Source organism: Citrobacter sp. CK189 (assembly GCF_030333505.1).
In the GTDB taxonomy this organism is placed as follows: Bacteria; Pseudomonadota; Gammaproteobacteria; order Enterobacterales; family Enterobacteriaceae; genus Citrobacter_B; species Citrobacter_B koseri.
The window spans coordinates 192,900-206,380 of the sequence record NZ_JAOWFV010000037.1 but is presented as its reverse complement, the minus strand read 5'-3'; the positions used below and the strand labels follow the sequence as shown (position 1 = coordinate 206,380).

General features: G+C 54.7%; 11 protein-coding genes. 4 read left to right on the top strand and 7 right to left on the bottom strand.

Annotation, left to right across the window (positions count from 1 at the left end; translation table 11 throughout):
* Window position 1: 1 nt before the first annotated feature.
* Window positions 2–1,651 carry an alpha,alpha-trehalase gene (locus OGV83_RS08795; RefSeq protein WP_012135642.1) on the bottom strand — a complete coding sequence of 550 codons (1,650 nt, stop codon included), beginning with the start codon at window positions 1,649–1,651 and terminating at the stop codon, window positions 2–4.
* A gap of 427 nt (window positions 1,652–2,078) precedes the next feature.
* Between OGV83_RS08795 and OGV83_RS08790 the strand changes: the two genes are divergently transcribed.
* Window positions 2,079–3,473, top strand: a complete 1,395-nt coding sequence (locus OGV83_RS08790; protein WP_047460433.1) for a cytochrome-c peroxidase — start codon at window positions 2,079–2,081, stop codon at window positions 3,471–3,473.
* A 157-nt stretch (window positions 3,474–3,630) separates the two neighbouring features.
* Here the strand turns inward: OGV83_RS08790 and gorA are convergent, their stop codons facing one another.
* Both gorA and OGV83_RS08780 read right to left on the bottom strand, forming a co-directional pair.
* A complete protein-coding gene (gene gorA / locus OGV83_RS08785; protein WP_047460436.1) occupies window positions 3,631–4,983 on the bottom strand; it encodes a glutathione-disulfide reductase in 1,353 nt (450 codons plus the stop codon).
* A gap of 104 nt (window positions 4,984–5,087) precedes the next feature.
* A complete protein-coding gene (locus OGV83_RS08780) occupies window positions 5,088–5,930 on the bottom strand; it encodes a 23S rRNA (adenine(2030)-N(6))-methyltransferase RlmJ (protein WP_012135639.1) in 843 nt (280 codons plus the stop codon).
* A 206-nt stretch (window positions 5,931–6,136) separates the two neighbouring features.
* Between OGV83_RS08780 and prlC the strand changes: the two genes are divergently transcribed.
* Complete coding sequence (gene prlC, locus OGV83_RS08775) at window positions 6,137–8,179, top strand: oligopeptidase A (RefSeq protein ID WP_286463443.1); 2,043 nt, start codon at window positions 6,137–6,139, stop codon at window positions 8,177–8,179.
* 8 nt (window positions 8,180–8,187) lie between these two features.
* A complete protein-coding gene (gene rsmJ / locus OGV83_RS08770) occupies window positions 8,188–8,946 on the top strand; it encodes a 16S rRNA (guanine(1516)-N(2))-methyltransferase RsmJ (RefSeq protein WP_012135636.1) in 759 nt (252 codons plus the stop codon).
* A 73-nt stretch (window positions 8,947–9,019) separates the two neighbouring features.
* On the opposite strand, the gene OGV83_RS08765 is transcribed toward rsmJ, so the two are convergent.
* Complete coding sequence (locus OGV83_RS08765; RefSeq protein ID WP_286463441.1) at window positions 9,020–10,222, bottom strand: NAD(P)/FAD-dependent oxidoreductase; 1,203 nt, start codon at window positions 10,220–10,222, stop codon at window positions 9,020–9,022.
* 233 nt (window positions 10,223–10,455) lie between these two features.
* Between OGV83_RS08765 and OGV83_RS08760 the strand changes: the two genes are divergently transcribed.
* Complete coding sequence (locus OGV83_RS08760; protein WP_012135633.1) at window positions 10,456–10,959, top strand: RrF2 family transcriptional regulator; 504 nt, start codon at window positions 10,456–10,458, stop codon at window positions 10,957–10,959.
* 65 nt (window positions 10,960–11,024) lie between these two features.
* Here OGV83_RS08760 and nadS read toward each other — a convergent pair whose 3' ends face one another.
* From nadS to dtpB, 3 genes are all read right to left on the bottom strand, one after another.
* The gene (nadS, locus tag OGV83_RS08755) at window positions 11,025–11,312 is read right to left on the bottom strand and encodes a NadS family protein (protein ID WP_058668245.1); all 288 of its coding nucleotides are present in this window, start codon (window positions 11,310–11,312) and stop codon (window positions 11,025–11,027) included.
* On the bottom strand, window positions 11,309–11,650 hold the full coding sequence (locus OGV83_RS08750; RefSeq protein ID WP_048902455.1) for a type II toxin-antitoxin system RelE/ParE family toxin: 342 nt from the start codon (window positions 11,648–11,650) through the stop codon (window positions 11,309–11,311). The genes nadS and OGV83_RS08750 overlap by 4 nt, the downstream gene beginning before the upstream one ends.
* A 110-nt stretch (window positions 11,651–11,760) precedes the next feature.
* The gene (gene dtpB / locus OGV83_RS08745) at window positions 11,761–13,233 is read right to left on the bottom strand and encodes a dipeptide/tripeptide permease DtpB (protein WP_047460450.1); all 1,473 of its coding nucleotides are present in this window, start codon (window positions 13,231–13,233) and stop codon (window positions 11,761–11,763) included.
* Window positions 13,234–13,481: the final 248 nt, after the last annotated feature.

Genomic DNA, 13,481 nt, shown 5'->3' with positions numbered 1-13,481 from the left:
GCTATGGTTCGCCGTATAAACCAATCAAACGGCGAACCACGCCATTGGTCCAGCCAAACCCATCCTGCAACGGATATTCCCCGCCGCCCCCTTCACGCGGCGTGCCGCAGGCAATATGGTACTTTTCGATCAGTTTATGGTGCTGCTGGTAAAAAATATTGACGGTTTTTAACCAGTTGCGGGCAATTTCATCCCCCAGCATATCGTCGCCGTACAGCTTGAAGCCCTGGATTGCCATCCACTGTAGCGGCGCCCAGCCGTTAGGCTTATCCCATTGCTCGCCGGTTTCATACTCCGTCGCCATGATCCCGCCAGGCGTCAGCAGGCGGCTGCGAACGGCGTTAGCGAGGCGGTCTGCCTGCTCGTGAGTCGCCATGCCGACGTACAGCGGCACGATACTGGCGGCGGAAAAGAGCGCCATTTGCTCGCGCCGCCAGTCGTAATCCCGATAGCAGCCATTCTCGTCATCCCACAGATAGCGGTTTACGGCGGCGCGGCGATCGCTGGCTTTCTGGCGAAATGCCGCTTCGGTTTCACGATCGCCTTTCAGGGCGGAAATGTTGGCTATCGCGCTCTCCAGTTTGTAGAGGAAAGCGTTCAGGTCGATGGGGATGAACTGGGTTGTGCGGATGCTGGCCAGCCGGCTTGCATCGCGCAGCCAGCGTGATGAGTAATCCCAACCGGAGGCCGCACCGGCACGGAGATCCCGGTATACCTCATTGGCCGGGCGACCCGAATGTTTGGCGGTTTCCACATCCTCCAGCCACGATTCGTCGCGGGGCGTGTCGCGATCGTCCCAGTAGCGGTTGAGCAGGGAACCGTCCGGCATTCTGATGACATGGCGATAGGCCTGGTTGAGCACCAGAGATTCCGCGCCGTCCATCCAGAAGGCGTACTCCATTTTCAGATGATCCAGATAGCGCCGCGCCCCGCGCACGCCATCCTCTTCGAACAGTTCGACCATCAGCGCAAAGACCGGTGGCTGCGAGCGGCTCAAATAATATGTGCGGTTTCCGTTGGGGATGTGGCCGTAATTCTCAATCATCCACGCGAAGTTGTCTGCCATACATTTCAGCAGGTCTTCCCGGCCGCTTTCCGCCAGGCCCAGCATGGTGAAATAGGAGTCCCAGTAGTAGGTTTCGCTAAAACGTCCGCCCGGCACGATATAGGATTGCGGCAGCGCCAGCAGCGAGGACCAGGGAATGTGATCCTGCGGCTCACGCGTCAGCACCGGCCAGAGCTGATCGATATGCTCTTTCAGTGAGTTTTCCGGGTTGGAGACATATTCACTGGACCAGGTTTCCGGTAGCCAGAAGTGATTTTCAACAAAGCGCAGCAGGTCAAAGTCGCGGTGTCGTCTGACTTTACGGTAGCGGATCAGAATATCCAGCGGGTCCATTTTCGGCGCGCAGTCGGGGAAAGTTTTACTGTCGGCAAAAAGCCGGGATGATTGCACATGCTCGAACAGCTCAAGATAGCGATCGGCTGGGGTAAGGGCGTCGGAGGCGGGTAGCCCCTCAATCATCTCAGGTTCCGGTTCTGCCTCGATCATTTCATCCAGCTTTAACTCGCACGGATCCGTTTCATAAAGCAGATCGATTTCGATCGTTAATTCGTCGGATGGGGCGGGGTGTAATTTCTGGTTGAGCATAATGAGAAGGACCTCCGGATTGCGTCGTAAATGATACGGGTGTTGCCCGGCTGTCTATTAAGCGTAGACATTCGCTTCGGTATATGAGGTGCAAACTGTGCGATAGATCACGCTTTGTTAATGCGTGAAAAAGAGTCTTTAAATATAGATTACTGATAATAATATAAAAAATATGGAATAGCCGTAACAGGAAGATTTTCACTTTCAGAACATTCGATTGCAACGAGTTATGAATACCGACGCCGAAAGACCCTGCTTATAATAGGGAGAAGCTATCTTATCGATAGTTTATCCCCATGTAATTGCTTGATACTTATCAAAAACCCTTCGCCTGTATTTCCTATGATGGCTATGTCTAATAAAGACATACGCCTGATTTATGTTCATCTTCTGGGCCATAATATCTCACTATAGTGAGGGTAAAATAATGAAAATCATTACCCGTCTTACCGCGATAGCCATAGCAGGCATTGCGATTTGTTATTTAGGATTATCTGGTTACGTCTGGTATCACGATAATCAACGTAGTAAAGAAGCTGATGTGCAAGCCTCAACGCTGGAAGACAATAATAAAATCCTGGGTTTTTTACGGGAAAAGGGATGCGATTATTGTCATACCCCCTCTGCTGAACTGCCTTTTTATTCCTCTTTTCCCGTTGCTAAGCAGTTGATGAATTATGACATTCAACTGGGCTATAAATCTTTCAACCTTGAAGCAGTACGCGCCGCGTTGGTCGCGGATAAACCCGTCACGCAAAGCGATCTGAATAAGATTGAATGGGTGATGCAGTACGAAACAATGCCGCCAACGCGCTATACCGCGCTGCACTGGGCCGGTAAGGTCAGTGATACGGAGCGGGAGGAGATTCTCGGCTGGATCGCTAAACAGCGCGAGCGTTACTACGCCAGCGCGGATACGGCGGCGGCGCATCGTAATGAGCCGGTTCAGCCTGTCCCCGAAAAACTGCCGGTTGACGATCAAAAAGTCGCACTGGGTTTTACCCTCTACCACGATGCCCGTTTATCGGGTGACAGCACCATCTCCTGCGCGCATTGCCATGCGCTGAATGCGGGCGGCGTGGACGGCAGGAAAACCTCCATCGGCGTGGGCGGTGCGGTAGGGCCAATCAACGCGCCAACGGTGTTCAACTCGATCTTTAACGTTGAGCAATTCTGGGATGGTCGCGCGCCGACGTTGCAGGCGCAGGCTGGCGGGCCGCCGTTAAACCCGATTGAAATGGCCTCTAAATCCTGGGATGAAATCATTGGGAAACTCGATAAAGACCCGGTGCTAAAACAGCAGTTCACGGCGATATATCCGCAGGGCTTCAGCGGAGAAGCGATTACGGATGCCATTGCCGAGTTTGAGAAGACGCTGATTACGCCAAATTCGCCTTTCGATAAGTGGTTACGAGGGGATGAAAATGCGCTGACGGCGCAGCAGAAACATGGCTATGAGCTGTTCAAAGAGAATAAATGTGCGACCTGTCACGGCGGTATTATTCTCGGTGGGCGTTCCTTCGAGCCGTTGGGTCTGAAGAAAGACTTTAATTTCGGCGAAATTACCGCTGCGGACATTGGACGTATGAACGTCACCAATGAAGTTCGCGATAAATTGCGTCAGAAAGTGCCAGGATTACGTAACGTTGCGCTGACCGCGCCGTATTTCCACCGGGGGGATGTGCCAACCCTCGACGGAGCGGTGAAACTGATGTTGCGTTATCAGGTGGGGAAAGAGATTCCGCAGAAAGATATTGATGATATCGTCGCATTCCTGGAAAGCCTGAACGGGGTGTATACGCCGTATATGCAAGGAAAATAAAAGAATGCCGGATGACGGCTGAGGTTCCTATCGGGCCTACGGAAAACCGCACGCGTAGGCCCGATAAGCATAGCGCCATCGGGCATGGTGCCAGATGGCGACGTAAACGCCTTATCCGGCCGACAGGATCGTCACACCATCCGGCGCTTATCGACGATTAACGCATTGTCACGAACTCTTCCGCCGCCGTTGGGTGAATCGCCACGGTGTTGTCGAAGTCTTTCTTGGTGGCGCCCATTTTCAGTGCGACCGCGAAGCCCTGCAACATTTCATCCATCCCGAAGCCGATGCCGTGAATACCGACAATCTTCTCGTCTTCGCCGACGCATACCAGCTTCATGCGGCAGGGCTGACGGTGAGAGGTCACCGCAGTGTACATGGCTGTGAACGATGATTTGTACACTTTCACCTGGTCGTCGCCGTACTGTTCGCGCGCCTGCGGTTCGGTCAGGCCCACGGTGCCGATCGGCGGGTGGCTAAAGACCACGGTCGGAATATTGCTGTAGTCCAGATGCTCGTTCGGCTTGTTGTTGAACAAACGTTCGGAGAGACGACGACCCGCCGCCACGGCGACTGGCGTCAGCTCAACCGCACCGGTGTTATCGCCCACCGCATAAATACCTTCCACGCTGGTATTCTGGAATTTATCGACGACGATGTACCCTTTTTCGTTGGTTTTCACGCCAGTGGCGGCAAGGTTAACGTTGTCGGTTGCCGGTTCGCGGCCAATCGCCCAAATCAGGCAATCCACCGTTTCGCTGCGACCGTCTTCCAGTTGCAGGGTCAGGCTGCCGTCGGCGTTTTTCACCACCGCTTTCGGGATCGCGTGGGTGTGAAGCGTCGGGCCTTCCGTGTTCATCACTTCAACCAGCGTTTCGGTGATCATCGGGTCAAAGCTGCGCAGCGGCGCGTGTTTACGCACGAACAGGTGCGTTTGGGCGCCCAGGCCGTTAATCACGCCAGCCAGTTCTACGGCGATGTAACCCGCGCCGACCACCGCAACGCGCTCCGGCAGCGCAGGCAGCGCAAAGAAACCGTCGGAGTCGATACCGTATTCCGTACCCGGAATGGACGGATGGCTCGGGCGACCGCCGGTGGCGATCAGAATGTGATCGGCGGTGATCGTTTCCCCATTCACTTCAAGGGTTCTGGCATCCACGAAGCGGGCGAAGCCTTTGATCACATCCACGTTATTTTTACCCAGCACGTTGTCGTACGAGGTGTGAATACGGTCGATATAGGCCGTGCGGCTGGCAATCAGCGTGTCCCAGTTGAATGCGTTGATGGTGGTGTCAAAGCCGTAGTCCGGGCCGTACATATGGATCGCTTCGCGAATCTGCGCGGCATGCCACATCACTTTTTTAGGGACGCAACCGACGTTGACGCAGGTGCCGCCCAGCTCTTTGGCTTCAATCAACGCACATTTCTGACCGTACATAGCGGCACGGTTAATCGAGGCAATACCGCCGCTTCCGCCGCCGATCGCGATGTAATCATAGTGTTTGGTCATGACCGCTCCTTCATGTTCATTGTAGGGCGAATGAGCGCAATGCCATTCGCCAAAATATTCGCGATTGTATACCTGGAATTAAAAGGTTCCACCGATGGCTGTGATTACTCTGGCACGATCCAGCTGACGGAAGCGTGCCCGGTGCCCGCTGGAACCAGCTTGCTGTGCAGCCACGGCAGCACGTTGTTCATCTGCTGTTCCAGCTTCCACGGCGGGTTAATGACAATCATGCCAGAGGCGGTCATGCCCCGCTGGTCGCTGTCCGGGCGTACTGCCAGCTCAATTTGCAGGATTTTGCGGATTCCAGTGTCTTCCAGGTCGTGAATCATGCGTTTAATTTGCTGGCGTAACACCACCGGATACCACAGCGCATAGGTGCCGGTAGCAAAGCGCTTATACCCTTCGCTGATGCCGCTGACGACCGCCTGATAATCGGTTTTCATTTCGTAAGGCGGGTCGATGAGGATCAGGCCGCGACGCGAAACCGGCGGCAGTTTGGACTTCAACTGCATATAGCCGTCGGCACGCTCCACGCGGGCGCGGCTGTCTTTTTGAAACTCAGAACGCAGCAGCGGAAAATCGCTTGAATGCAGCTCCGTCAGTTGCAGGCTGTCCTGCTCACGCAGCAGCTGGCGGGCGATGAGCGGGGAACCCGGGTAGTAACGCAGTTGCCCGTTACGGTTAAAGTGCTCTACCACGCCGATATAAGGCTCCAGCTCGGCCGGTAAATCGTCCTGCTGCCAGATGCGGGCGATCCCTTCCATATATTCACCGGTGCGTTCGGCGTGTTCGCCGCTCAGCTGATAACGGCCAGCGCCAGCGTGCGTGTCCAGATAAAGAAACGGTTTCTCTTTCTCTTTGAGCGACTCGATAATCAGGCTCTGAACAGTGTGTTTGAGGACGTCGGCGTGGTTGCCAGCGTGAAAGCTGTGGCGATAACTGAGCATGGGTAATTAAATTCCGCTGAAATAGACGATTTGTCACAGTTTACAGCAGAAAAGGGCAGATTACCCGTAGGCCGGTAAGCGCAGCGCTACCGGGTATTTTTCCGCTACGCTCGCCATTGAAATTCACTACACTTACCCCCATCTGAAACAAATATGCACAGCGCCGGATGCGCGCTTCATTCACCTCATTCAACAGGACAGCGCTTATGACCAATCCATTACTGACGCCTTTCTCGCTACCGCCGTTTTCCCAAATCCAGCCTGAGCATGTGGTGCCTGCCGTGACAAAGGCGCTGAATGACTGCCGTGAAAACGTGGAGCGGGTAGTGGCGCAGGGCGCGCCGTACACCTGGGAAAATCTCTGCCAGCCGCTGGCGGAAGTGGACGACGTGCTGGGGCGCATTTTCTCTCCGGTCAGCCACCTGAATTCCGTTAAAAACAGCCCGGAACTGCGCGAAGCCTATGAGCAGACGCTGCCGCTGCTGTCTGAATACAGCACCTGGGTTGGTCAGCACGAGGGTCTGTACAATGCGTACCGCGACCTGCGCGACGGCGACCATTACGCGACCCTGAACCTCGCGCAGAAAAAAGCGGTTGATAACGCGCTGCGCGATTTTGAGCTTTCCGGTATTGGTCTGCCGAAGGAAAAACAGCAGCGCTATGGTGAAATCGCCACTCGCCTGTCCGAGCTGGGTAATCAGTACAGCAACAACGTGCTCGACGCCACGATGGGCTGGACGAAGTTAGTGACTGACGATGCGGAACTGGCGGGTATGCCGGAAAGCGCTCTGGCCGCCGCGAAAGCGCAGGCGGAAGCGAAAGAACAGGAAGGCTGGCTGCTGACGCTGGATATTCCAAGCTATCTGCCGGTGATGACCTACTGCGACAACCCGGTATTGCGTGAAGAGATGTACCGCGCCTATGTGACGCGCGCCTCCGATCAGGGGCCGAACGCGGGTAAATGGGACAACAGCCCGGTGATGGAAGAGATCCTCGCGCTGCGTCATGAACTGGCGCAACTGCTGGGTTTCGACAGCTATGCCTTTAAATCGCTCGCCACCAAAATGGCGGAAAACCCGCAGCAGGTGCTGGATTTCTTAACCGATCTGGCGAAACGCGCGCGTCCGCAGGGCGAGAAAGAACTGGCGCAACTGCGCGCCTTCGCGAAAGCGACGTTCGGCGTCGATGAACTGCAACCGTGGGACATCGCGTACTACAGCGAGAAACAGAAGCAGCACCTTTACAGCATCAGCGATGAGCAACTGCGCCCGTACTTCCCGGAAAACAAAGCCGTGAACGGCCTGTTTGAAGTGGTACAACGCATTTACGGCATTACGGCCAGAGAGCGTAACGATGTGGATGTCTGGCATCCCGACGTGCGCTTCTTCGAGCTGTATGACGAAAACAACGAACTGCGCGGCAGCTTCTACCTCGATCTGTATGCGCGTGAGCACAAGCGTGGCGGGGCGTGGATGGATGACTGCGTCGGCCAGATGCGCAAAGCCGATGGCTCGCTGCAAAAACCGGTCGCCTACCTGACCTGTAACTTTAACCGTCCGGTTAACGGTAAACCGGCGCTGTTCACGCATGATGAAGTGATCACCCTGTTCCACGAGTTCGGCCACGGTCTGCACCACATGCTGACCCGCATCGAAACGGCGGGCGTTTCCGGCATCAGCGGCGTGCCGTGGGATGCGGTCGAACTGCCGAGCCAGTTTATGGAAAACTGGTGCTGGGAGCCGGACGCGCTGGCGTTTATCTCCGGTCACTACGAGACCGGCGAACCGCTGCCGAAGGAACTGCTGGATAAAATGCTGGCGGCGAAGAACTACCAGGCGGCGCTGTTTATTCTGCGTCAGCTGGAGTTTGGCCTGTTCGACTTCCGTCTGCATGCGGAATTTAACCCGGAACAAGGGGCGAAAATTCTGGAGACGCTTTCTGAGATCAAAAAACAGGTCGCCGTGGTGCCGGGGCCGTCATGGGGTCGCTTCCCGCACGCCTTCAGCCATATTTTCGCCGGGGGATATGCGGCAGGTTACTACAGCTATCTGTGGGCCGATGTACTGGCGGCGGATGCCTTCTCGCGCTTTGAGGAAGAAGGCATTTTCAACCGCGATACCGGGCAGTCGTTCCTCGACAACATCCTGACGCGCGGCGGTTCGGAAGAGCCGATGGAGCTGTTCAAGCGCTTCCGTGGCCGTGAACCGCAGCTGGACGCGATGCTGACGCACTACGGCATTAAAGGCTGATAGCGTACGTGAAGATCTGCTTAGTTGATGAAACAGGCGCCGGAGACGGCGCCTTATCTGTTCTTGCCGCCCGCTGGGGGTTAGAGCATGACGAAAACAACCCGATGGCGCTGGTGCTGACGACTGCGCATCTGGAACTGCGTAAGCGCGATGAGCCGAAGCTTGGCGGCATCTTTGTCGATTTTGTCGGCGGGGCGATGGCCCATCGCCGCAAGTTCGGCGGCGGTCGCGGCGAAGCGGTCGCGAAAGCGGTCGGCATTAAAGGCGATTACCTGCCGGATGTGGTCGATGCGACGGCGGGACTGGGGCGCGATGCTTTTGTGCTGGCTTCCGTGGGGTGTCGAGTGCGCATGCTGGAGCGCAACCCGGTGGTCGCGGCGTTGCTGGATGACGGTCTGGCGCGCGGGTATGCCGACCCGGAAATCGGCCCGTGGTTGCAGGAACGCTTGCAGTTGATTCATGCCTCCAGCCTGACGGCGCTGACGGATATCACGCCGCGCCCGCAGGTGGTTTATCTCGATCCGATGTTCCCGCATAAGCAGAAAAGCGCATTGGTGAAAAAAGAGATGCGGGTGTTTCAGTCGCTGGTTGGGCCGGATCTTGATGCTGATGGTTTGCTGGCGCCAGCGCGCCAGCTGGCGACCAAACGGGTCGTAGTGAAGCGCCCGGATTACGCGCCACCGTTAGCGGATATCGCCACGCCGAACGCGGTTGTCACCAAAGGCCACCGGTTTGATATTTATACCGGTACGGCATTGGTGGAGTAACGAATTGCCCGATGGCGCTTCGCTTATCGGGCCTACGGTTCATGCAGGGTATGCCGCCATCCGGCAATGCTGACTAAACAAACGGCGCCAGCGGATCGGCAATCTCAAACGCCACGGCTCTGTCGGCCTTCGGTGGATAGATCAGCTCGCTGACAATCGACAGCTTGAGTTTTTTCGCTTCCGCACGCGTCAGTTTTACCTGCTGATCCCAGCCTTCGGTGTAGACCGCGCCCCATGCGCCAAGATCCAGACAGGTGACATAGTTTTCCTGACGATACGGCAGAGGAGCGACCTCCAGCAGGTCAGCGGCCGCGTTATTCCCGGCAAACTTGCCCAGCAGAATAGCGTGCTGGCAGGTCATTAACGCATGATTGCCTTTGTCATCGGTTGCGGCGTACGCCACATCGCCAGTGGCATAAATGTCATCGTGACCCACCACCTGAAGCTGAGCGTTCACATGTAAACGCCCCTGACGGTCGCGCGGAGCGTCAATCTGCCCGGTCAGATCGTTCGCCTGAACGCCGACGGTCCAGATGACGGTTTGCGACGCGATGGTTTGCCCGCCTTTCAGCGTGATGCCCGTTGCGTCTACGCTTTCCACTTCCGTATTCACCAGCCACTCCACGCCCAGCTCTGCCGACGCTTCGATAATCACGTTGCGCAGTTCTTCGCTGTAGCGAGCGCCAGGCTGCGGGCCGCGTTCAACTACGACTACTCTGGTCTTAGCATCAGCGCCGAGAATATCACGCAAACGGCCAGGCAACTCCAGCGCCATCTCGATCCCGGTAAAGCCGCCGCCGCAAACAACAACGGTATTGCGCGCGTCGCTTTCTTCTTTGTTCGCCAGATCCTTCAGGTGCTGCTCCAGTACGGCGGCGCTTTCCAGTTGATCCAGATCGAACGCATGCGCATCTGCGCCCGTTACGAGTGAACGGTTAACGTGGCTGCCGCTTGCCAGAATCAAACGGTCGTAGCGATGTAAGTGCGTTTTGCCGGAGGCATCTGCCCAGCTCACCTCTTTTGAGTCGGGAAGGATCTGCGCAACCGTCCCGCGCAGGAAGTTGACGCCGGTTTCGTCGAACAGCGGTTGCAGGGGAGCGACCAGCGTCTGGACGGCATTTTCATAAAAGCGAGGGCGTACGCGAAGCTCGGGTTGTGGGGCGATAACGGTGATATCAATTGTGTCATTCTGGTGTTTATCTGCCAGACGGGCGGCGCTCAGCGCGGCCCACATCCCGGAAAAACCTGCACCAACGATCAGAATTTGTTTACGCATTTAGGTTGCACTCAATGTTAACGATGAAGTTATTTACTCGGATTTTATTAGTCGTAGTTAATGAATGCAATGTCATTTGTGCGATCCGGTGGAAAATGATCCAGATCTGGTGGTTATCATTATGATAAATAATGAATTAAATTTTAATTTCTAATGTGCTGTGGTTCTCTGTCTGGCAAGCGCCTGTCGAAAAAGCTACAATAACTCAGAATTATTTTGGCTGAGATAAGAGCATGGCATTCTACAGTTCCGGGGTTGAGTACGGCATCCATAGCCTGATGTGTATGGTGGACAGCAAAGGCGACGCCCGCGATATGAGCGTTCGCGAAATTGCTGACCTGCAAAGCGTGCCCTACGACTATCTGGCCAAGATTTTTACCCGTCTGTCGAAAGCGGGCCTGGTGCGCAGCATCGAAGGCAAAGGCGGTGGTTTTCAGCTCGCCAGGCCTGCCGAACACATCACGGTGCTGGATGTGGTCAACGCCATTGACGGTGACAAGCGCATCTTTGAATGCCGTGAAATTCGCCAGCGTCTGGCTGTTTTTGATGAGCAGCCTCCGGCGTGGGCCTGCGAAGGTATCTGCGGCGTGCGCTCGGTAATGGACATGGCGCAGCAGCGTATGGAAGAAGCGTTAGGGCAGCATACCATTCTCGATCTGGCGCGTAAGATGTACCGCAAAGCGCCAGAGACCTTTGTGGTTGAAGTGCAGGAATGGATTGACGCGCGTAAAGGGTAAATGCCCGAACGCAGGCCGGATGCGGCTATGTCCGATAGCGCTGTGCTTATCGGACTATGTTGCGATTAGACTGTTTTGAAAAGATTAACCATCTCTGGATTACGCTCTATCACCCGAAGAACCTTAAGATAAGTTCCGGTAGGGATACGCCTCTTCTGCTCCCAGGCCTGAATCAGGGAAGATGAGACGCCTATTGCCTGTGCAAACTCATTCTGCTTCATATTGGCTTTCTTCCTGATAGCTTTGACATCTGGAAGTTCATATCGGGTGATTCGGGCAGCAGGTTTGCGACCCTGGCTGATTTCAACGGCCTCGCTTGCAGATTCCATCAGATCTTTAAAGAAATCGTTCATAACGAGCCCTCTTTTAGTTGGTGAATGATGGATTTGAGGGCGTTTTTTTCTTCGCCGCTCAGACTATCCTTTTTGTTCTTAGGGTAAGCCATGAAAAGCCAGATACGCCCTTCGCTATTTTGAAAATAGTAAATACTACGAATCCCGCCGCTTTTTCCCTTACAGTGGCTTGCTGGAGCAAAACGAACTTTCCTGCAACCACCTGTACCCTGAATTAAATCACCTTCCAGCGGGTTTATAATGAGCATTTCCTGAAATGCGCGATATTCATCCTCGGTGAGCAGAGCTTCCCGCTGGCGGGCAAAGACAGAAGTCTCAATAAATTCAATGTAGTTCATGGTCATGTCCGTCCATGATGACCTGTTTGTTTAAATTATACTCTTACATAGTAAGAGTTAACAGATAAAAAACCGCGATGTTACTCGCGGTCAGAACTAAAAGTTGACGCTTATTTACTGCTATCCGGCGTATTAATCATCCGGTTCAACCACGGCACCATAATTGCCATCACAACGGTGACCGCCAGTGTGACGAGGCCTATTTTGCTGAACACGCCGGTGTAGATAGGCAGCGTCTGGAGCGGGTCGGTGATGTTTTCTGGTACGGCGGTGAAGGTTGCGACATAGCCGCCCAGCAGGAAAGCCGCCGCCTGCGTCAGGAACCACATCCCGAGAATAAAGCCCATCAGGTGCTGAGGCACCAGCGCGGCAACCATTGCCAGCCCCAGGGCGCTAATCAGCAACTCACCCAGACTCTGGAACAGGTACACCAGCACGATAAACCACGGTGAAGTCAGCCCCTGCGCATCGGCGAACCACATGCCTGCGGCGGCGGCGGTCAAAAAGCCCAGCGAACAGAGGAACATGCCCAGCGTAAACTTCATCGGCATGGTCAGATCTTTGCCTTTGCTCCCCAGACGCGTGTAAATCGCCGCCAGTACCGGGCTGGCAACCACCACCCAGAACGGGTTCAGCGCCTGGAAGCTGACCGGGTTAATGGTAAAACCGAGAATATCGTGATGTACGTTATTGATTGCGAAGAAATTCAGCGATGTAGGCATCTGTGCGTACAGAATATAAAACAGCACCGCTTCAAGCATCAGGATAAAAGCGACGAACATTTTGTTGCGTCCGGTTTTATCCAGACGAAACGCTTCACGGAAGAAGAAAATGATGACCACAATCGACAGGACGATCAGCACCAGGTTGGCGATTTTTACGTTATGCATCAGCCAGGCGCAGAGGAAAATCATGGCGACGGTGCCGATCAGTACGGCGAGCAGATTACGGAAGCTCAGCGGCTTATGGTCTGGCTCTGAACCGATATCTTTCACCATACCGCGACAGGCGAAGTAGACCAGCAGCGCGACAATCAACCCGGCGCCGCACAGGTTATAGGTAACGGCATAGCCGAATTTGTCGGCGATGACCGGGGCGAGGGAGAGCGACAGCAGCGACCCGATGTTAATCGACATATAAAACAGGGTGAACGCGCCGTCCAGACGGGGGTCTTTGGGCAGGTAACACTTGGACAGCAGGCTCGCAGGGTTGGCTTTAAACAGCCCGTTACCGACGGCAATCGTCCCCAGCGCGATAAAAATCAGGTTCGGTTTCAGTAACGATAACCCGGTCATGAAGTAGCCGATCGCCAGGACAATCGCCCCCAGTACCAGGGTACGTTTAGTTCCCAGCAGGTGATCGCCAACGTAGCCGCCAATGGATATCAGGCCGTACACCAGTGCGGCAAATGCGCCAAAGGTGATAAATGCCTGTTCCTGAGAGAAGCCAAGCTGTTTAACAAAGAAAACCGCCAGGATGCCCTGGACGCCGTAATAGCCGAATCGTTCCCATAATTCTACAAAAAAGATCATGAAGAACGGACGGGGTTGCTGTAGCAAGCCCGTAGGTGCAGTTGTATTCATATTCCTTCGCCTTTCAATGCCATCCCGAAAAGTATGAACGCGTATGCCAAAACGCGCCGAAAAAGTCTGACTCTGTTATAGACTGCGGTCATTAACCGAATGAATAGATTATTATAGAGATAGTTTTCGATCTAATTAGTTGATCACACTAATTATGATTTGTGGTCTGGAATGTTGTACTGGAATGCGTTCGAGGGAAGGCATAAACAAAAACGCCCGCATTGGCGGGCGCTGTGTATATCGGGCTG

Excerpts from the sequence above, each read along its gene's own strand:
- OGV83_RS08750 (WP_048902455.1), bottom strand. The coding sequence starts at position 11,650 with ATGAACTACATTGAATTTATTGAGACTTCTGTCTTTGCCCGCCAGCGG.
- OGV83_RS08795 (WP_012135642.1), bottom strand. The coding sequence starts at position 1,651 with ATGCTCAACCAGAAATTACACCCCGCCCCATCCGACGAATTAACGATC.
- nadS (WP_058668245.1), bottom strand. The coding sequence starts at position 11,312 with ATGAACGATTTCTTTAAAGATCTGATGGAATCTGCAAGCGAGGCCGTT.
- gorA (WP_047460436.1), bottom strand. The coding sequence starts at position 4,983 with ATGACCAAACACTATGATTACATCGCGATCGGCGGCGGAAGCGGCGGT.
- OGV83_RS08780 (WP_012135639.1), bottom strand. The coding sequence starts at position 5,930 with ATGCTCAGTTATCGCCACAGCTTTCACGCTGGCAACCACGCCGACGTC.
- dtpB (WP_047460450.1), bottom strand. The coding sequence starts at position 13,233 with ATGAATACAACTGCACCTACGGGCTTGCTACAGCAACCCCGTCCGTTC.
- OGV83_RS08790 (WP_047460433.1), top strand. The coding sequence starts at position 2,079 with ATGAAAATCATTACCCGTCTTACCGCGATAGCCATAGCAGGCATTGCG.
- OGV83_RS08765 (WP_286463441.1), bottom strand. The coding sequence starts at position 10,222 with ATGCGTAAACAAATTCTGATCGTTGGTGCAGGTTTTTCCGGGATGTGG.
- OGV83_RS08760 (WP_012135633.1), top strand. The coding sequence starts at position 10,456 with ATGGCATTCTACAGTTCCGGGGTTGAGTACGGCATCCATAGCCTGATG.
- prlC (WP_286463443.1), top strand. The coding sequence starts at position 6,137 with ATGACCAATCCATTACTGACGCCTTTCTCGCTACCGCCGTTTTCCCAA.